The organism is Ferrimonas marina, assembly GCF_900129905.1.
Taxonomy (GTDB): Bacteria; Pseudomonadota; Gammaproteobacteria; order Enterobacterales; family Shewanellaceae; genus Ferrimonas; species Ferrimonas marina.
In genome coordinates this window covers 133875-152740 of the sequence record NZ_FQXG01000010.1, presented here as the reverse complement: position 1 = coordinate 152740, position 18866 = coordinate 133875, and the positions used below count along the sequence as shown (strand labels likewise).

General features: G+C 63.7%; 19 protein-coding genes. 7 read left to right on the top strand and 12 right to left on the bottom strand.

All coding sequences use genetic code 11. From position 1 onward, the window contains the following. Nucleotides 1–34: 34 nt before the first annotated feature. From menH to BUC04_RS21155, 10 genes are all read right to left on the bottom strand, one after another. Nucleotides 35–814, bottom strand: a complete 780-nt coding sequence (gene menH / locus BUC04_RS21200; RefSeq protein ID WP_067661293.1) for a 2-succinyl-6-hydroxy-2,4-cyclohexadiene-1-carboxylate synthase — start codon at nucleotides 812–814, stop codon at nucleotides 35–37. After that, nucleotides 807–2507 carry a 2-succinyl-5-enolpyruvyl-6-hydroxy-3-cyclohexene-1-carboxylic-acid synthase gene (gene menD, locus BUC04_RS21195; RefSeq protein WP_067661296.1) on the bottom strand — a complete coding sequence of 567 codons (1701 nt, stop codon included), beginning with the start codon at nucleotides 2505–2507 and terminating at the stop codon, nucleotides 807–809. The genes menH and menD overlap by 8 nt, the downstream gene beginning before the upstream one ends. Then, nucleotides 2504–3862: an isochorismate synthase gene (locus BUC04_RS21190; protein WP_067661297.1), complete on the bottom strand. Its 1359-nt coding sequence runs from the start codon at nucleotides 3860–3862 to the stop codon at nucleotides 2504–2506. The genes menD and BUC04_RS21190 overlap by 4 nt, the downstream gene beginning before the upstream one ends. Nucleotides 3863–3959: 97 nt before the next feature. Further along, nucleotides 3960–4397: a hypothetical protein gene (locus BUC04_RS21185; protein WP_067661299.1), complete on the bottom strand. Its 438-nt coding sequence runs from the start codon at nucleotides 4395–4397 to the stop codon at nucleotides 3960–3962. A gap of 168 nt (nucleotides 4398–4565) precedes the next feature. Then, nucleotides 4566–6044 (bottom strand): glycerol kinase GlpK, encoded by a 1479-nt coding sequence (gene glpK / locus BUC04_RS21180; protein ID WP_067661301.1) that lies wholly within the window; start codon nucleotides 6042–6044, stop codon nucleotides 4566–4568. A gap of 84 nt (nucleotides 6045–6128) precedes the next feature. Further along, entirely contained in the window at nucleotides 6129–6809 is a 681-nt protein-coding gene (locus tag BUC04_RS21175; protein ID WP_143165832.1) for a hypothetical protein, read from the bottom strand. A gap of 110 nt (nucleotides 6810–6919) precedes the next feature. Next, nucleotides 6920–7747, bottom strand: a complete 828-nt coding sequence (locus tag BUC04_RS21170) for a PDZ domain-containing protein (protein ID WP_067661305.1) — start codon at nucleotides 7745–7747, stop codon at nucleotides 6920–6922. Nucleotides 7748–7907: 160 nt separating this feature from the next. Further along, on the bottom strand, nucleotides 7908–9263 hold the full coding sequence (gorA, locus tag BUC04_RS21165) for a glutathione-disulfide reductase (RefSeq protein ID WP_067661307.1): 1356 nt from the start codon (nucleotides 9261–9263) through the stop codon (nucleotides 7908–7910). A 123-nt stretch (nucleotides 9264–9386) separates the two neighbouring features. Then, nucleotides 9387–9818, bottom strand: coding sequence for a hypothetical protein (locus BUC04_RS21160; protein WP_067661309.1), 432 nt, complete (start codon nucleotides 9816–9818; stop codon nucleotides 9387–9389). Between the two features lie 83 nt (nucleotides 9819–9901). Further along, a complete protein-coding gene (locus tag BUC04_RS21155) occupies nucleotides 9902–10711 on the bottom strand; it encodes a glutathione S-transferase family protein (protein ID WP_073326139.1) in 810 nt (269 codons plus the stop codon). A 267-nt stretch (nucleotides 10712–10978) separates the two neighbouring features. On the opposite strand from BUC04_RS21155, the gene BUC04_RS21150 reads away from it, so the two are divergent. Then, entirely contained in the window at nucleotides 10979–11668 is a 690-nt protein-coding gene (locus tag BUC04_RS21150; RefSeq protein ID WP_143165831.1) for a hypothetical protein, read from the top strand. 8 nt (nucleotides 11669–11676) lie between these two features. On the opposite strand, the gene BUC04_RS21145 is transcribed toward BUC04_RS21150, so the two are convergent. Then, complete coding sequence (locus BUC04_RS21145; protein WP_067661313.1) at nucleotides 11677–11904, bottom strand: lipoprotein; 228 nt, start codon at nucleotides 11902–11904, stop codon at nucleotides 11677–11679. 61 nt (nucleotides 11905–11965) lie between these two features. Beyond that, nucleotides 11966–13489: a glutamate synthase-related protein gene (locus BUC04_RS21140; protein WP_067661315.1), complete on the bottom strand. Its 1524-nt coding sequence runs from the start codon at nucleotides 13487–13489 to the stop codon at nucleotides 11966–11968. 140 nt (nucleotides 13490–13629) lie between these two features. On the opposite strand from BUC04_RS21140, the gene prlC reads away from it, so the two are divergent. From prlC to ftnA, 6 genes are all read left to right on the top strand, one after another. Next, complete coding sequence (gene prlC / locus BUC04_RS21135) at nucleotides 13630–15666, top strand: oligopeptidase A (protein ID WP_067661316.1); 2037 nt, start codon at nucleotides 13630–13632, stop codon at nucleotides 15664–15666. Nucleotides 15667–15795: 129 nt separating this feature from the next. Continuing rightward, the gene (locus BUC04_RS23795; protein WP_143165830.1) at nucleotides 15796–15999 is read left to right on the top strand and encodes a hypothetical protein; all 204 of its coding nucleotides are present in this window, start codon (nucleotides 15796–15798) and stop codon (nucleotides 15997–15999) included. Nucleotides 16000–16289: 290 nt separating this feature from the next. Then, nucleotides 16290–16994 carry a TetR/AcrR family transcriptional regulator gene (locus BUC04_RS21130; protein ID WP_067661318.1) on the top strand — a complete coding sequence of 235 codons (705 nt, stop codon included), beginning with the start codon at nucleotides 16290–16292 and terminating at the stop codon, nucleotides 16992–16994. Nucleotides 16995–17101: 107 nt separating this feature from the next. Further along, complete coding sequence (locus BUC04_RS21125) at nucleotides 17102–17848, top strand: class I SAM-dependent methyltransferase (protein WP_067661319.1); 747 nt, start codon at nucleotides 17102–17104, stop codon at nucleotides 17846–17848. After that, nucleotides 17823–18263, top strand: a complete 441-nt coding sequence (locus BUC04_RS21120) for a GNAT family N-acetyltransferase (RefSeq protein WP_082766706.1) — start codon at nucleotides 17823–17825, stop codon at nucleotides 18261–18263. Before BUC04_RS21125 ends, BUC04_RS21120 begins: the two co-directional genes overlap by 26 nt. A gap of 67 nt (nucleotides 18264–18330) precedes the next feature. Further along, nucleotides 18331–18861, top strand: coding sequence for a non-heme ferritin (gene ftnA, locus BUC04_RS21115; RefSeq protein WP_067661323.1), 531 nt, complete (start codon nucleotides 18331–18333; stop codon nucleotides 18859–18861). Nucleotides 18862–18866: the final 5 nt, after the last annotated feature.

The following is an 18866-nucleotide window of genomic DNA, read 5'->3' as shown; positions in this document are numbered from 1 at the left end:
GGGGCTGAAGGCAGAAGTTTGAGGATTGAACGACTCAGCGTTGCAGCAGTGCCTGAGCGAAGGCTTGTGGGGCGGTGGCATGGATGTTGTGGCCGGCGCCTGTGATCACCCGGTGGTTCAGCGTCGGATATTGCGCTGCCCAGGCTTGGCCCAGGGCGGTGAACTTGCTGTCGCGCTCGCCGGTGAGCAGGGTCAGGGGGCGGGTTGAGGCCAGGGTACGCAAGTCCTGCTGATGGCCGAGACTGGTGCCCAGGTAGAGGGCGGAGAGGGCTTGGGGATCGTTTCCTCGTCGCGCCTGGATCATCGCCTGGCGCCGAGCCGGTGCCAGATCGGCAAACACCCCCTGCCGATACCATTGCTCGAGAAACTTGTGCAGCGGCAGTTGTTGCAATCGGTCATGCCACTGTTGGTCCGCCGTCAGGCGCTGCTGCTTCTGCTCGGCTTCGGTCAGCCCCGGGTGGGCTGACTCCAGGGTGAGGCTGAGTAAGCGTTGCGGTGCCTGTTGGTCCAGCTGCTGAGCCAGGTGCAGGGCGATGCGACCGCCAAGGGAATAGCCCAGCAGATGGAAGGCCGGCAGGGCGGAGAGGCGCGCCAGCAGCCGTTGAACCACCTCATCGAAGGCCGGTGGCGGGCCGAGTTGGATGTCCCGGCTCTGGCCATGACCGGGCAGATCGATGGCATGGCAGTGAAAGTGCTGGCCTAGCTGGCTGGCCACGGGCTGCCAGTCGTCGGCACTGCCGAGAAAGCCGTGCAGCAGCACCAAGGGGGGGCACTCTGGCTGCCCCCAGCGGGTCACGGCCAGCGGCTCAGGCATCGCGGATCTGTTGTGCCAGGGCGACGATCTGCTCGGCGGACTCACCGGCGGGGACGATCACCTCTATCAGGCTGGCACCGGCATGCTGCAGGGCCTGACTGACGCTGTCGGTCAAGGCTTCCAGGCTGTTGGGGCGGTGGTAGGGCAGACCAAACTGCTCTGCGGCCCCGGCGAAGGTGAGGCCGTGACCCAGTCGATAGTAGTCCTGGCGCAGCTGCTCATTGGGTACCGGCAGCAGGTTGAAGATGCTGCCACCGTCGTTGTTCATCGCCAGGATCACCAGGGGGCGGTCGAGCTGGCGAGCCAGCACCAGCGAGTTGAGATCATGCAGCAGCGAGATGTCGCCGATGGTCAGCACCGTCGGGCCGTTGCTGGCCAATGCCACCCCGCAAGCGGTCGCCAGCAGGCCGTCGATGCCGGAGGCACCGCGATTGGTCCAGAGGGTAGGAGCCTGCTGACGCGGTTTGGCCAGCATGTCGTACAACCGGATCGGCAGACTGTTGCCGATAAACAGCTGGGCCTGGTGCGGCAGTTCGGCGGAGAGCCAGCGGGCACAGCTCAGTTCGGTCAGTGGCCCGCGCTCCTGTTGCTGCAACAGGGCTTCGACTCGCTGATTGATGGCCTGCAGATCCTCACCCCAGCCGGCGTGGGCCGAGGGGCCCCAGGGCAGGGTGGGCAACAGGTTCAGGCTGCCAACAAACTGGCGCTTGTGGCGGTGGTTCGGGTCCAGGTTCTGACGCTGGGGCAGGTAGTGCCAGAACGCCCGCCAGGGGTGTTCGCCGATGAAGCTGAGCAGGCGCTTGGACAGCAACCTTCCGCCCACCAACAGCAGGTGCTCGGCCTGACTCAGCAGGTCCTGAACGTCCTGCCGGTGCAGCATCTGGTCGATGTGGTGCACCACCCCGGGCAGCTGGCGCAGCTGTGACTGGGAGTCGGCGAGCAGTGGCCAGCCCAGCTGGCGGGACAGTGCCAGTAGTTGGCGCGGGTCCTGTTCCGGGCCGAGGCTGCCCACCACGATCACCCCCTTGGCGGCGGCAAACTGCTGGCAGGCATCACGATCCGGCAGGGCCGATTGGCTTAAGTTCGGGTTGTCGGTCCAGGGGCGATGATCGCTGCGCCACTGGGCGATGGGGCTGAGGTAGTCGCTGAAGTCGCTGCGGGTGGCGTCCGGGTAGAGCGGCTCGCGGTACATGCAGTTGATGTGCAGCGGGCCGGACAGATCGGCCATCGCCTGATCGATCTGGGCCAACAGCGCCTGGGGTGGCAGGTTGAGATCTGCCGCCGGCAGATCCAGCCGCCGGGCGTAGTCGGCGAAGATGGCGGGCTGGCGGATCGCCTGGTTGGCGCCGCAATCGATCAGCTCCGGTGGCCGGTCGCCGGACAGCACAATCAGCGGCACCTTGGTCTGGGCGGCCTCGATGATGGCCGGGTAGAGGTTGGCCACGGCGGTGCCGGAGGTGGTGATGATCGCCACCGGGGTTTGACTGGCCTTGGCCAGCCCCAGGGCAGCAAAGGCCAGGCCGCGTTCATCCAGGTGAGTATGGCGCTGCATCCCGTCATGACCGGCGGCGGCCAGGGTCAGGGGGGTGGAGCGGGAGCCGGGGGCCAGGCAGAGGTGGCGGACCCCGAGGCGATGGAGCTCTTCGAGCAGCAGGCGTGCCCAGAGCAGATTCAAGTCGGCGCTGTGGCTCATAGGCCGTTCAGTATCCCCAACACGGTGGTGAGTTTGTTGTTCAGTTCCTGCCACTCCGCTTCCGCGTCGGAGTCCGACACGATGCCGGCACCGGCATAGAGGGTGACGTGGTCCGGGGCAAAGCGGGCACTGCGGATCGCCACCGAGAACTCCGATTCGTGGCTGCCCAGATAGCCGCAGGCGCCGGCATACCAGCCGCGCTCAAAGCCTTCACGCTGGCGGATAAAGCTCATCGCCGGATCGCGGGGCAGGCCGCCCACCGCCGGGGTGGGGTGCAGTGCCTGCAGCAGTTGCAGATCGTTGACGCCGGCCTTGAGTTCGGCGCGGATCCCACGGTGCAGGTGCTGGATATGGTTGAGCTTGAGGATGGTGGGACTTTCTTCCACCCCGACGTACTCGGATAGAGGCGTCAGCTGCTGCTCGATGTGTTCGCGCACCAGCTGGTTCTCATGGCTGTTCTTGCCGTCATTGAGCAGGGCATTGGCCAGGGCCTGATCCTCGGCCTCGGAGAAGCCGCGGGTGGTGGTGCCCGCCAACGCCTCGGTGGACAGCTCCCGACCGAGACGATGATAGAGCCGCTCCGGTGAGCAGCTGATGAAGGTATGACCGGGGGCGAACTGGAAACCGTACTGGTAGCTGCCCGGATTTAGCAGTTGCCAGGCGTGCAGCACGGTCCAGGGGTTGGGCAGGGCGCTGGTCTGCAGCTTGGATTCCCGTGCCAGCACCACCTTGGGGGTGTCCTCGGCGAAGCTCGGGTGGGTCACCTGTTGCACCAGGTCCTGCCAACGGGGCCATTGGGGGGTGTCGGCCCGTTGCAGTACGTGGGCCGGTCCCAACGGTGGCAGCGGTGCTACCCGGTCCAGATCGTCCAGAGCCTGGCGTGCCTGGGCCAGCTCGGCCTCCCAGTCTTCGGCGTTGCCGCAGAGGGTCAGGCGGATCTCCGCTTCCTGCTGCTGGCGGCGCAGCTCGATGCGCGGCAGCACGAAGCGTGCCTGGCCAAACTCGGGCCAGGCGGGTTGCTTGGGATCAAAGGCGATGCCGCCGTACAGGCGCAGATCTTCATGGTTATCGGCACGGAGAAAGTCGCCATAGAGGCGGTCCAGCCGCTCGGTGCTGGGCATCTGGGGCAGGTAGAGATCCTGGGCGGCACCGATGGCCGCGATCTCTTCACCGTCACGGCGGCCGCGCCAGTACACCTTGGGCAACTGCTGTTGGGCAGCCAGCCAGGCGATCAATGGCGGGGCATCAACGGCTTCACTCAGCTGCAGACAGCGGAACGCCGGGCGATGGAGCTGGAGTTGATCCAGGCGCAGGCGCAACCGCTCGACCGCTGCGGTCAGTGAGAGCTCCGTCACTTGATAACCACCTTAGAGAAAAAGACTTAACTGGCAGAAAGTAAGAGTCTCGGACGACTGCTGTCAAGTTGACCAGGGTCAGGTTGTGATCCAGTAATCAGACCAGGGCGACCCAGTAAAGGCTGCCAGCACTGAGCATAATGGCCAGGGAAGCGGGCACGCCGGGGCGGCCCAAATGGATGACATTCCACACCACTTTGACGCAGGCGGCGGTGGTCATCAGGATCAGCGCCAGGCGCAGCTGGTGCATCCACAGCAGGTGCAGGATCAGGGTCACGGCGAGCACACCAAAGAGGGCGGTGGCAACCCGTTCCAGTCCGCTTTGCAGCTCCACCATGGCCCGCTCGGTTTGCAGCTGGGCGGACTGGGTCTGTTCGGTATGGAACAGATGCCAGGTCAGGCCACACCAAGCCAGCAGCCCCAACACCATCAGCGGGATCACCTGGAACCAGGCACTGGTGCAGCACAGCACGATCACCAGGGGACGAGCCCAAAAGTGAAGGCGAGCAGCAGGACAGGTAGGTGAGATGGCCATAGGGGCTCCGTATCTGGAAGTGCGGCTATTAGAGCCCCTGATGGTGGAAATGTCGTCGCTAAGGTTCGGTTCTGGCGCTGATTATGTGCACTGGATCGGGCTTGTGATCGAGTCGTGAGTGGAACTTGATTAGGCTGTTGCCCGCGGGTTTGGTCGAAGGGGTGTTTGTTAACTCAAACGACACTGCGCCACCGCCTGGTGCCAGCCCTGGTAGCTGCGTTGACGTTCGTCCTCTGACATCTCCGGCTCAAAGCGCCGTTCGATGGCGTCCGCCAGCTGATCCAGGCTCTGCCAGTAGCCGGTGGTCAATCCGGCCAGGTAGGCAGCACCAGCGGCGGTGGTCTCCCGGTTGTGGGGGCGCAGTACCGGGGTGCCGAGCAAGTCGGCCTGGAACTGCATCAGGAAGTCATTGGCCACGGCACCACCGTCGACCCGCAGCTCGGTCAGCGGGCAGGGACTGTCCTGCTGCATCGCTTCCAATAGGTCACGGCTTTGGTAGGCGATCGCCTCCAGTGCGGCGCGGACGATGTGGTTGCGATTGCAGCCCCGGGTCAGGCCAACCAACGCCCCTCGGGCTTCGGCGTCCCAGTAGGGTGCACCCAGGCCGGTAAAGGCCGGTACCAGGTAGGCCCCGGCGGTATCACTGACCGACTCCGCCATCGCCTGGGATTCGCTGGCATGGCGCAACAGGCCCAGCTCATCCCGCAGCCACTGCACGCAGGCGCCGCCCATGAACACCGAGCCCTCCAGGGCGTAAGCAGCCTGATCCGGGCCGGAGCAGGCCAGGGTAGTGAGCAGGCCATGCTGGGATTGCACCGGTTGGTCGCCGGTGTGCATCAGCATAAAGCAGCCAGTGCCATAGGTGTTCTTGGCCATGCCCGGGTGGGCGCAGCCCTGACCGAACAGTGCGGCCTGTTGATCCCCGGCGATGCCGGCCACCGGTACCGAGGCGTGACCGATCTGGGCATGACCAAACAGCGACTGGCTGCTTTGTACCTTTGGCAGCAGGCTGGCGGGGATATTGAGGGCCTCCAGCATCACCGGATCCCACTGGCGGCGGTGGATATCGAACAACAGGGTACGGCTGGCATTGGTCCAGTCGGTGGCGTGGACTCGGCCACCGGTCAGATTCCAAAGCAACCAGCTGTCGACGGTGCCAAAGCGCAGCTCACCGCGCTCAGCCCGCTCGCGGGCGCCGGGCACATTATCCAGCAGCCAGGCCACCTTGGTGCCGGAGAAGTAGGGATCGAGCACCAGCCCGGTAGTGTCCCTGACGTGCTGCTCCAGGCCCTTTTCTTTCAGTTGCTGACAGAGCGGCTGGGTGCGGCGGCACTGCCAGACGATGGCGTTGTGGATAGGTTCGCCGGTGATGGCATCCCAGATCACCGTGGTCTCGCGCTGGTTGGTGATGCCGATGGCGGCGATCTGCTCGTGCCGGACGTTGCTGCGCGCCAGCACCTCGGTCAGGGTGGCGCGCTGGCTGGCCCATATTTCCATTGCATCGTGCTCCACCCAGCCGGATTGGGGGTAGAACTGCTGGAACTCCCGCTGGGCACTGCCCACCACTTTGCCCTGGGCATCAAACAGCAGGGCACGGCTGGAGGTGGTGCCCTGATCCAGGGCGAGGACGAATTGGGGTTGGCTCATGGGGCGCTCTCAAAGGCGGAACAGATTCCCTCATCTTAGCGAAGGTATGCCGACATATCAGTGCGTTGTCATCACAGCTTGGGGTTAAAAGCGAAAGCTCAAGCCGAGTACCGGGCCCTGCAAGGTAGCATCAAAGCGGTAGAGGTTGCTGTCGCCGCCTTCGTAATCAACCCAGAATGCGCGATAGCCGAGAAACACATTGCCCCACTGGGCAAAGCGAAACTTGGCCAGGGCCTGCAGATTAACGCTGCTGTTATCGCTGCCGCCATAGCCCAGATCGGCGCGGCCACTGAGCTGCCAGCGATCGGACAGTTGATGCCAGACTCGACCACCGACAAAGCCTTGCCACCAGTCGTCACCGCCGTTGGTGGCGGGGATCCGGCCACCATCACCGAAGCTGGCGGAGACACGGACGTCGTGGTCCAGGTAGCGCGCACCGCCGAGCAGGTCCCAGCGGGTGGTGCCGCTGTTGCCCAGGGTCTTGGCCACGCCCAGCTCAAACAGGGTACTCTCAAAGTCGACCCGGGCTTCCAGGTTGTTGATGCGGGTGGCGGGGCTGAGGTCGAAATACTGGTATTCGGCAAACAGCGCCACCGGCCCCACCGGGCCCTCCAGTCTCAGGGTGTAGGCCCCGTCCAGGTTATCCAGTACGTCGTCACGAAAGTCGAGATCCAGCGGGGCATCGCGGCTGCCCAGGGTGGCGTCACCACTGAGGCTGGTGCCCCAGATAAACAGCGGGGCCAGCTCGAATTGGCGGTCGGCCATGGCCGGACCCGTCAACAGGAGTAATGGCAACAGTGATAGGGCCGAGCGAATCATGGCAGCACCTCCAGCTTGGGATGCCACAGCATAGGCCAGTCTTGTCCGGTTGGGGCTCAGTCGGTTTGGTCCGGGGCCAGGTGGGGCAGGGAGCGGGCGTAGAGATCCACGTGCTGGGCCAGCCCCTCCACCACCAGTTGCTGGCGCTGACCCCGGCGGCTGATCTCCACCACAACCGGATTATCACTGCCGAGACTGTCCAGCCGCGCCTCCAGTTCATCCCGGGTAAACAGGGTTTGGCCGTCGATGGCGATCAACCGATCACCGTATTGCAGGCCGGCCTGGCTGGCGGCGGTGTCCTGGGTCACGGCGCCGATGAACAGCCGATTGGGCAGGCCGGCCTCAAACAGTGCCTGGCTGTAGGCGCTGTCGTCCAGATCCCGCCGCGCCTGCTGCCACAGGCTTCGACGCGCCTCCACCAGGCGAGCGTCCATGGCCCAGCCCTCGGCCAGCGCCTGGCGCTGGATCGCCGCATCCGCTTGCTGGATCTGGGCCAGTTGGGCCTTGGCTTGATCCAGTGAGCCGGCAGAAGCACTGGGTGCCGCCGCTGGCTTAGGTGCGGGCTTGGCTGGCGGCCGGCGCTGGCCATTGAGCTCAACATGACGGGCGATGTCGCCCTGGCGGGCGGCCTGGACCATGGCGATCAACAAGTCGACCTCCTGCTCCAACTGTTTGGTTAATCGCTCGCCTTCATCCAGGTCAGCTCGAGCTTGATGGAGCAGAGCCAGGGACTGAGTCCTGGTCAGCGCCTCTACCTGTGGGTATGACAGTTCGGAGAGCGGCGGCAGAGGCTCAGGCAGAAGCTCAGGGGCCTGCCACCACATTGTCAGTGCGCTGCCCATACCCAGCCCCAACATCCAGATCAGAACGGCTCTGATGTTCATTGTTGCCCCCCTGTAGAGATATGCCCTCACGCTACCGCGTCAGCCTCTTACCAAGCCTTGATCTTGGCCAAGGGATGAAAGAAGCCTGGTTCACCGACGGTTAAATGCAAAAAAGGATGGCCTGAGCCATCCTTTTTATTCTTAGCAGCGACTTAACGCGTTAGCGCATGGTCACGAATTCCTCGGCAGAGGTGGGGTGCAGTGCCACGGTGGCATCAAAGTCCGCCTTGGTGGCGCCCATCTTCACCGCCACGGCGAAGCCCTGCAGGATCTCGTCCATGCCAAAGCCGATGCCGTGCAGACCGACGATCTTCTCCTCAGGACCGGCACAGACCAGCTTCATCTTGGTCATCTGGCGGTGGGCGGTAACCGCAGTGTACATGGCGGCAAACGAGGAGGTGTACACCTTGACGTTGTCGTCGCCGTACTGCTCACGGGCCTGGGGCTCGGTCAGACCCAGGGTGCCGATGGCCGGGTGGCTGAACACCACGGTGGGTACCAGGTCGTAGTCCATCTTGGCTTCCGGCTGACCGCCGAACAGGCGCTCAGACAGGGCACGGCCGGCTTTCACCGCCACCGGGGTCAGCTCGATGCCGCCCTCCATGATGTCGCCGACGGTGTAGATCCCCGGAACGTTGGTGTTCTGGTAGGCATCCACCGGGATAAAGCCACGCTCGTTGACCTTCACGCCCGCCGCTTCGATGTTGATCTTGTCGGTGGCCGGCTCGCGGCCGATGGCCCAGATCAGGGTATCGACGTTGAGGCTGTTGCCGTTCTCCAGGTGCAGGGTCAGGCTGCCGTCCGCTTCCTTCACCACCTCTTTCGGGATGGAGTGGGTGTGCAGGGTCGGGCCTTCCTGTTCCATCAGCTCCACCAGGGTCTCGGTGACCATGGGGTCGAAGTTACGCAGCGGAGCGTGCTTGCGCACCAGCAAGTGAGTCTCACTGCCCAGGCTGTGCAGCACACCGGCCAGCTCCACGGCAATGTAGCCCGCACCGATCACTGCAACGCGCTTGGGTTGCTCGGTCAGGGCAAAGAAGCCGTTGGAGTCGATGCCGTGCTCGGCACCCGGGATGGCCGGGATGGTGGGGCGGCCGCCTACGGCGATCAGGATGTTGTCGGCGGTGTAGTGCTCGCCGTTAACCTCAACGGTCTTGCTGTCGACAAACTTGCCGAAGCCTTTCACCAGGGTAACGCCGTTGCTGTCCAGGCCGCGGTTGTAGCCGCCGTGGATCCGCTCGATGTAGGCCTCACGGCTCTGCACCAGCTTGCCCCAGTCGAACTTGTTGACGGTCACATCGAAGCCGTAGTCCGGGCCGTACAGGTTCATCGCCTCGGCGACTTGGGCGCCAAACCACATCACCTTCTTGGGCACGCAGCCGACGTTAACGCAGGTGCCGCCCAGATGTTGGGCTTCGATCAGCAGCACCTTGGCGCCGCGCATGGCGGCGCGGTTAGCGGAGGCGATGCCACCGGAGCCGGCGCCAAGAACGATGTAGTCAAATTGCTGTGCCATGGGAGATCCTTTACTTGGGTTGTGCCGCCGCAGCGGCACCGAAAATTGCGTGGCCTATGTTTTACTCTCAACTGGGGGTCGGGTCCATCGAAAACAAGGGATTGCCCTTATCGGTCTGGGCGGTTAACCATCCCGGCTGACCAGGATGGCGGTGGCCTCGCATTGTGAGGCGTAGTGGCAGCCTGCCACGCCCAGGGCCTGATCCTGACAGCGATGCAGCACGATGCCGTTGCCACCCAGGGCGGCCGCCTGATGCTTGAGTTCGGCGATGGCCCGGCTGCGGGTGCGGTCAAACTCCGGCGGTTGGCGGTCCCCGAGACCGAGACCGGGGCCGCGATCGACGCAGCCCTCGCCCCGCAGGGAACCGAGGATCGCCGTTTCATCCCGATTCAGCTGGGCCTGGCCGTATTCCTTCACCCCGGCGTTGGCAGCCAGGCTGGGGCCGAGTTGGCCCAGGTTGGTGCTGAACTGCACCCCCTGGCAGCCACTGAGCACCAGTGTCAGCCCAAGCAGCAAACCACGGCCGTAGCGCCGCCCCGTTGTCACCTGTTTCATCCTTTTCACCTTCCCTGTGAACTCGCTAACCAGCGTGAGAGTCACCCAGCCTGACAGGGGAGGGGAGCCGAGTCCAGCAGCGCTCAGCCACAGCGGCTGTCGTCTCCGCAGCCCGTGCTGCCGCAGCAGCCGTTGGCTGCCGGCAACGGGGTGCAACGCTGGATGTCTGCCGCCGGTTGGGCCGGTTCACAGCAGGCTGGCTCCAGGCTGTTGGCACTGCAGTCGCAGGACTGGCAATCCCATTGGCAGCGGCCCAGCAGGGTCTTGTCCGACAGGTAGTAATCGGCAAAGGCCCGGTCGAACTCGGCACTGACGCTTCGCTCGGCCAGACCGGTGGTCAGCACCGCCTGCTGCCAGGCCTGCACCTTGGGGAAGCCAGCGAGGAAGTCGTAGCCGCTGTGCTGACGGATGAGGTCGGCCCGGTGCAGCAACGGCAACCAGGCGATGTCCACCATGGAGAGGGTGTCGCTGTTAAAGAAGCGATGCTGATCCAGCACCTGCTCCACCTTGGCAAAGGCCCGGGCCAGCTTTTCGCTGCGCTGCCTCAGGGTGTTGCTGTCTTTGCTGCTCTGGGCGCTGCATTGCACCAGGTACTGCTTGCTGCCCAGGTAGCTCCAGGCCCGGTTCTGCGCCTTTTGCACCGGGCTCAGTTGCGGCTGCAGGGCGGGGTAGGCCTCCTCAAGGTATTCGACGATGGCGTCGGACTCGAACAGCACCTCGCCCTGCTCGGTCAGTAGCAGCGGCACCTGGCCATTGGGGGCGAGATCGAGAAACCACTGGGGTTTGTCACTCAGGCTGATGTATTCCACCTGGTAGGGAATCTGCTTGGCTTCCAGCAAGGCGGTGACGCGCTGGACGAAGGGGCAGATGGTAAAGCTGATCACTTTCAACATGGCAAAACTCCTTAGCTTGTTAGGGCCGAACTGTTGTGTCTGGTTGTAAGACGGGGGCCCGAGCCAAAGGACGCAAAAATGTTCGTCATCGTGTTTGCCGCTGGGATGCGCGTGTTGGGCTGTGATCCGGCGCACACCCTGTGAACGCCGACGCCCTGCAGTGACGGTGATTTGATCTCGATCAGGGATGAAAGAGATTGTGAGAACGATATTGATTCCCAGTTACGTTGCGGTTGCAGGCCGCGTTTGCACGCAGAGGGAAACAGTATGTGTCGAGTTCAAATGGGGGCCGCCCTGGTGCTGGGGCTGGTCAGCGTCAACGCCGCCGGGTTTGAGTTTGCCCTGGGGGCGGACAGTCGCTACGTCTCTGAGGGACGCAATAACCTGGAGCATGGTGGCATTCAGTGGCTGGAGGGCAGCCAGGATCTCGCCTCAGGGTTGGTTGTTTCTGGCGCCTACGGTTCGGCGCTCTCCAGTACCCAGGAGTACGACGAGCTCAATCTCGGGTTGGGCTACGAGTTCGCCCTGGCAGATTGGGCCCTGGGGCTGGGTTACACCCGGTTGGAGATGTTTGAGGACGAGGAGAGTGACAACGAGTTCAGCCTGGGCGTGGCCTGGGAGGGGCACCCCTGGCTGGTACCCAGCCTGGAGCTGGTCTATAGCACCGAGGCCGCCGGTAGCTTCGTTGAGCTGGGGCTATCGAGCGAATGGGCCCTGGGGGCTAACTGGGTGCTGGCCCCCTACCTGGTAGTCGGCCTGGACTATGGCTATGCCGATGAGGTGCACCGGGGCTACAACCACACCGCCATAGGTACCGAGCTGGCCTGGCAATTCAGTCCTCGATTGGGGCTGAACATGGTGCTGGAGCATCAGCAATTGTCAGACAGCGTCGAGTTGGTGGACGAGTCGGAGTATGGCCAGAGCTGGGTCGGTGCCCACCTGGTGATGCGATTCTAAAAAGCCTGTCAGCGGCCCCTTGAGATGCTGCCGTGCACCTCACTGCCGCGCTGGCACAGGCACTGGGTTCGGTCCCACTCATCCTGCCACTGACGGTAGCTGCCGTTGTCGCACTGCTGACGCAGCTGCTTGCAGTTGGCCCGGTCGATACTCCACTGATCCGGTGCCGTGGTTCGGCCGGCCTGGCAGCCAGAGAGCAGCAGGGTCAGCAGAAGGGCGGAAAGGAGGTGACGCATGGCGGCTCCGGTGTCGGCGTGGCCCGCCACTCTAGCAACTTCCCCGCTCCGGCCCAAGCTGTCATTCCCTGCCGTCACCAAGGCCGGCGTAGGGGATCCCGGCCATCGTCACCAGTTCGCGGTCCAGGGTCGCGATGTCCTCCAGGGTGAACTGGGCGAGATGATCGTGGCCACAGGCCCGGGCCAGCATCTGCATCAGCTCGGTGGCGGCCTGCAGGAACCGGCCCACCCGCTCGGCCCCGGCGATGGGATCCAACCGCTGGCGCAGTTTGGGATCCTGGGTGGCGATCCCTGCCGGACAGCGGTTGGTGTTGCACATGCGGGCACCGACGCAGCCCAGGGCCTGGATGGCACTGTTGGCCAGGGCAATGCCGTCGGCTCCCAGGGCCAGGGCTTTGACGTAGTCCGCCGGGGTGCGCAGGCCACCGGTGATGATCAGGGTGATGTCGTCGGCGTTCTGGTTGTCGAGATAGCGCCGGGCCCGTGCCAGGGCCGGAATGGTGGCGACGCTGATGTTGTCACGCAATAACTGCGGGGCGGCGCCGGTGCCACCGCCCCGGCCATCCAGGATCAGGTAATCGGCACTGGCATTGAGAGCAAACTGGATATCCTGCTCGATGTGGTTGGCTGAGAGCTTGAAACCCACCGGGATCCCCCCGGTGATCTCCCGCACCCGATCGGCGCAGCGGCGGAAATCCTCCGGCGTGGCGAGATCGCGAAAGTGAGCCGGTGAGATGGCATCCTGGCCCGGGGCCAGGCCCCGTACCGCGGCGATCGCCTCGGTCACCTTACTGCCCGGCAGATGGCCACCAACGCCGGTCTTGGCCGCCTGACCCGCCTTGAAATGAAACGCTTGGACCCGCTCTAGCAGATCCTCTGAAAAGCCAAACTTGGCGGATCCCAGCTCATACAGGTAGCGGCTGTTGGCGCGTTGTTCGGCCGCCAGCATGCCGCCTTCGCCGGAGCAGATCCCGGTGTTGGCCAGCTCCGCCCCGGTGGCCAGAGCGACCTTGGCCTCTTCCGACAGGGCACCGAAGCTCATGTCGGACACCAGCAGGGGGCGGGCCAGCACCAGCGGCTTTTTGGCCCGGGGACCGATCACCAGTTCGGTGGCCACCGGGGCACCGTCCAGCAACGGCGAGCGGGCCAGCTGGGCGGTCATCAGCTGGATGTCATCCCAACTGGGCAGGCGTTGGCGTGGTACCCCCATCGCCACCATAGGGCCGTGGCTGCCCGCGCCTTCGCGAGCCAGCTTATGGATAAACGCCACGTGGGGCTCTTCCGGGGTTGGCTCGGCACTGGGAGCACCGCCGCCCAGTTGCAGGGGCTGACCAACCTGGACGTCGCTGACCGCCTTGTGGCTGCCATCGCAATAGGGCTCGTCGCCGGTTTGCTTACACTGGCACAGCCAGGCTGCCCCGGTCTCATCCGGGGTAAAGGCCTGGGGTGTCAGACCGGTGCCCTTATGGCTGCCATCACAGAACGGTTGGGTACTGGAGCGGCCGCAGCGGCAGAACCAATACTCCTTGCCCGCTTCCAGTTTGACTTCGATGGGACGATTGGCGGCGACCACCGGCTTTTCCATGGGGTTTGCCTCATTGCTGTAGTGTTGAAATAAAGGGTAGCGAAGGATCCGGCGGTTGAAGTTGTTCCTGTTCGTCCCCAGATCGATTGTATCGTTGCCCCATCGGGCACCCGGGCCCACGACAGAATCAAGGAGCTTTCATGTCCAACCCCCTGCTGGATCCTCAATCCCTGCCGGCGTTTTCCCAGATCAAACCGGAGCATGTACAACCCGCGGTGGAGGCGGCCCTGGAACATTGCCGGGACACCGTTACCCAGACTTTGGCGGCCGGTGGCCCCTTTGACTGGGACAGCCTGATCGCTCCGATTGATGAGGCGGAGGATAAGCTGTCGCGGATCTGGTCGCCGGTCAGCCACATGAACTCGGTGGTCAGCACCGATGAGCTGCGCGCCGCCCACGATGCCTGTCTGCCGCTGCTGTCCGAATACAGCACCTGGCTGGGCCAGCACAAGGGGCTGTACCAGGCTTACAAGGCACTGGCGCAAGGGGAGGGCTATGGCGAGCAGAGCCCGGCCCAGCAGAAGGTGATCGACAATGCGCTGCGCGACTTCGAGCTGTCCGGCATCGGCCTGCCGGAGCAGGAGCAGCAGCGCTACGGTGAGATTGTTAAGCGGCTGTCCGAGCTGTCCAGCCAGTACTCCAACCAGCTGCTGGACGCCACCAACGCCTGGACCAAGCTGATCAGCGACGAGGCGGAGCTGAAAGGCCTGCCGGAGTTTGCCCTGGCCGCGGCCAAACAGGCGGCGGAGCAGCGTGAGATGGAGGGATACCTGCTGACCCTGGAGTTTCCCTCCTACCTGGCGGTGATGACCTACGCCGATGACGCCGAGCTGCGCAAAGAGGTGTACACCGCCTTCAGCACCCGGGCATCGGACCAGGGGCCGCACGCCGGCGAGTACGACAACGGCCCGCTGATGGCGGAAACCCTGCAGCTTCGCCACGAGCTGGCGCAACTGCTGGGCTTCGACAACTACGCCGAGAAGTCCTTGGCCACCAAGATGGCCCAGACCCCGGAGCAGGTGGTCAGCTTCCTCAATGAACTGGCCCTGGCCTCCAAGGCCCAGGGCGAGACCGAGTTCAAGACCCTGGCGGAGTACGCCAGCAGCGAGTTTGGCCACAGCCCGCTCAACGCCTGGGATGTGACCTACTTTGCCGAGAAACAGAAACAGGCTCGCTACGACATCTCCGATGAGCAGCTCAAGCCCTACTTCCCGGAGGATAAGGTGCTGTCCGGCCTGTTCTACACCGTCGAGCGCCTGTTCGGCGTCAAGGTGGTGGAGCGCGAGGGGATCGACAGCTGGCACGATGACGTGCGCTTCTTTGACCTGCTGGAGCAGGATGGCAGTGTGCGCGGCAGCTTCTACCTGGATCTCTATGCCCGCCAGCACAAGCGCGGTGGCGCCTGGATGGACGACTGCCAGGGCCGTCGGGTCACCCTCAAGGGCGATCTGCAAAAGCCGGTGGCCTACCTGACCTGCAACTTCTCCAGCCCGGTGGGGGATCAGCCGGCGCTGTTCACCCATGACGAGGTGGTGACCCTGTTCCACGAGTTTGGCCACGGCATCCACCATATGCTGACCAGGGTTGGTGCCGCCGGTGTCGCCGGGATCAACGGCGTGCCCTGGGATGCGGTGGAGCTGCCCAGCCAGTTCCTGGAAAACTGGTGCTGGGAGGAGGAGGCGCTGGCCCAGATCTCCGGCCACTTCGAGAGCGGCGAGCCGCTGCCCAAGGCGATGCTGGATAAGATGCTGGCGGCCAAGAACTACCAGAGTGCGATGATGATGCTGCGTCAGCTGGAGTTTGGCCTGTTCGATTTCCGCATGCACCTGGAGTACGCCGGTGAGGACAACGTGCAAAGCATGCTGGACCAGGTGCGTGACCAGGTGGCCGTGGTGAAGGCGCCGTCGTTCAACCGCTTCCAGCATGGCTTTGGCCACATCTTTGCCGGCGGTTACGCGGCGGGCTACTACAGCTACAAGTGGGCTGAGGTGCTGTCCGCGGACGCCTTCTCCCGCTTCGAAGAGGAGGGGATCTTCAACCCGGAGACCGGGGCGGACTTCCTCCACCACATCCTCGAGCAGGGTGGCAGCCAGGAGCCGATGGCGCTGTTCACCGCCTTCCGTGGCCGCGAGCCCAGCACCGAAGCGCTACTGCGCCACAGCGGTATCCAGGGCTGAGTTTTCCCCTGAATACCAAGCGAAGCGGAGTCAGAGTGATCTGGCTCCGTTTTTCGTTTTTCACCCTTTGCAATTGTGACGCGGAGGTTGCACTTTGGCCCGTCGACATGAGGTCGTTGTGAGGAAGCTATGGATGCTGTTTGGCGCCGCTGGATAGGCGTGTACAAAGGGATGTATGCCCTCGGGTTGATGCTGGTGGCCTACGCCCTGTTGCTCAGCGTTAACCTGATTGAGCCACTCTACCGGGGGGCGCTGAGCTTCGAGCCGGGGATCCTCGGCGCCGCCGGGCTGCTGATCATGCTGCCCTATCTGGCCATCTCGGCCCTGCCCTGAACCCCTTTTCCCTTTCTTTGCCCCAAACCACAAAGTTGGTTCGTCTGTTCTTCTTGCGCTGCGACCGTTTGCCCTAACACGGTTTTATCCGGACGACCATGACAAAAAAGGCGTACTTTTCCTGAGAATATACTCGCAAGTATATGTAAAAAAAGAATAATTGGTTGATTACTGTGATCGGACCCTCAGATAGATGAAGGTGATTTTGCTTTGATATTCCCGGGTGGACTGCGGAAGGAGTGAGCAATGGACTTCCGCCAGTTGGGTAAACATCGAAAGGAATAATAAAGATGAACAAGTCGGAATTGTTCAAATCCCGTGAGCAAAGGATCCTCACTGCCGCATTGAGCACTGCGCGCAGTAAAGGGGCACTGGATTTTCGTATGGCGGATGTGGCGCGTGTTGCCGAATGTTCCGTCGGTACTTTGTACGGCCACTTCCTCAGCAAAGAGGACATGATGGCCGCGCTGGTCCAGGTGGCCCTGCAGCGTCGTCAGATCTGGTTCAAGCAGGTTCAGGAGATGCCGCTGTCCCCGTTGGAACAGTTCGTGGTTCTGCTGCTGTCTGAGCGTACCCGCCTGGTGCAGGACGAGGTCCTGGCCCAGCTGGAGATGCTGGTGAGCTACAGCGAGCTGTGGCGTCGTGCCGCCGATCAGCGCCAGATTGCGCTGCGTCAGTCGGTCAACGAGCTGGGCGATGCCCTCAAGCAGGTGCTGGCCTCCGCCAACAGTGCGCTGGATGAAGCCCAGCTGGAGCTGCTGGCCGAGCGTGGCCGCGCCCTGATGGTGGGTATCCAGCTGCAAAGCTCTCGCCAGACCCTGGCCCCGGCCAAGGTGCTGGGCGACGACCTGGTGATGATGGAAGCGCTGGTGGCGATGCTGACCGCTGCCGGGCTGCCGAAGCCGGACGCCGGCTGGCAGCAGCGCTGCGTGGAAGCGCTGGCGCATTCGGATCTGCAGCTGGCCAGCCCGCTGTTGTCCGAAGACGCAGCCTAAGGCGAAGCGCAGCAAAAAGGCCGGCATTGTCCGGCCTTTTTTGATCCGCAACCGCCGCAAGCCTTGGGTTATACTCCCCGCCATCATCGCCAAGCCAAAGCCGGACTATGACCCCCATCTACCTTGATCCTGACCACCTTGAAGCCCTGCAACCCATCGCCCAGCGCTGGGGATTGCAGCACGACGCGTCGGCGCGTTTTCAGCTGAGCTTCGACCAGGACCGCCTGGGGGTGCAGGATCGCCAGCAGCCCAAGATGGGCGCGGTGGAGGTGGATTGGGTTGGCGGCGCCTCCGGCCATCGGCGCAAGTTTGGGGGCGGCCGCGGCCAGTCCATCGCCAAGGCGGTGGGGCTGAAAAGCGGTGCCACCCCCACGGTGCTCGACGCCACTGCGGGCCTGGGCCGGGACGCCTTTGTCCTGGCCAGCCTCGGCTGCCAGGTCACCATGCTGGAGCGCCACCCGGTGGTGGCGGCCCTGCTGGAGGATGGATTGCGGCGGGCTGCGGCCGATGCGGAGATCGGCCCCTGGGTGCGAGAGCGCATCACCCTGTTGCCGGGCAACAGCCTGGAGGCATTAAGCCAGCTGACCCTGCAGCCGGAGGTGGTGTACCTCGACCCCATGTACCCGCACCGGGCCAAATCGGCCCAGGTGAAAAAGGAGATGCGGCTGTTCCAGGACCTGGTGGGGGCGGATCCCGATGCCGATGGCCTGTTGGCCCCGGCGTTGGCGCTGGCCAGCAAGCGGGTAGTGGTGAAGCGACCGGATTACGCCGAAGACCTGGCGGGGCAGGCCCCCACCATGGTGATCGCCACCAAGAAGAATCGCTTCGATGTCTATGTCCAGGCCGCCCGTTGAGTGTGAGTGGCTGAAGGCGCCCCAGGCCCCGCTTGCCTCCGCCTTTTACCGCAGCCAGGGCAGCAAGGAGAAGGTACGGGGTGACGAGCAGGTTGCGGTGGCCCGGTTAGATGGGCAGATCATCGCCGCCTTGCGCATCAGCCCTAGGGACGGCCACTGGCTGTTGCGGGCGATGTTAGTATCGCCCGAGCTGCGCCGGCAGGGCATCGCCACCGAACTGCTCAGGTTTGCCCTGGCGCAGCGGGCCGAACCCTTGTGGTGCTTTGCCCTGGCAGCGCTGGCCCCCTGGTACCAGCAGCGGGGATTTGAGCCGGTGTCGGCGGCGCCCGCGGCCATCGAGGGTCCCTACCGTGCTTACGCCCAGCGCCAGCCGCTGACGCTGATGTGTTGGCAGCCGGCTCACGTCAGGCTTTGAATCCCTCCGTCTCCCTTGTCACAATGGCCAATGGATTGATAAAGCAAAGACGAACAAGGAGTTACCCATGCTGTCCCAAGCCATGATCGATAAGCTCAACGAGCAGATTAACCTGGAGTTTTTCTCCTCTAACCTCTATCTGCAGATGAGCGCCTGGTGCGATGACAAGGGATTCGAGGGGGCGGCGGGCTTCCTCAAGGCACACGCTGACGAGGAGATGGAGCACATGCGTCGGCTGTTTACCTACGTAACTGAAGCCGGTGGCATCCCCCTGCTGGGCGCGATCCAGGCGCCGCCGCACCAGTTCGACTCCCTCGCCGGTCTGTTCGAGCAGACCTACCAGCATGAGCAGTTGGTGACCCGTAAGATCAACGAGCTGGCCCATACTGCCTTTAGCAACCAGGACTACTCCACCTTTAACTTCCTGCAGTGGTACGTGGCCGAGCAGCACGAGGAGGAGAAGCTGTTCAAGTCGATCATCGATAAGATCGAGCTTGTAGGCGGTGATGGTCAGGGCCTGTACCTGATCGACAAGGAGCTGGCCAACATGGCCAATGAGGAAAGCGCCAGCATCATGCAGCCGCAGCAAGGGGCCTAAACCGG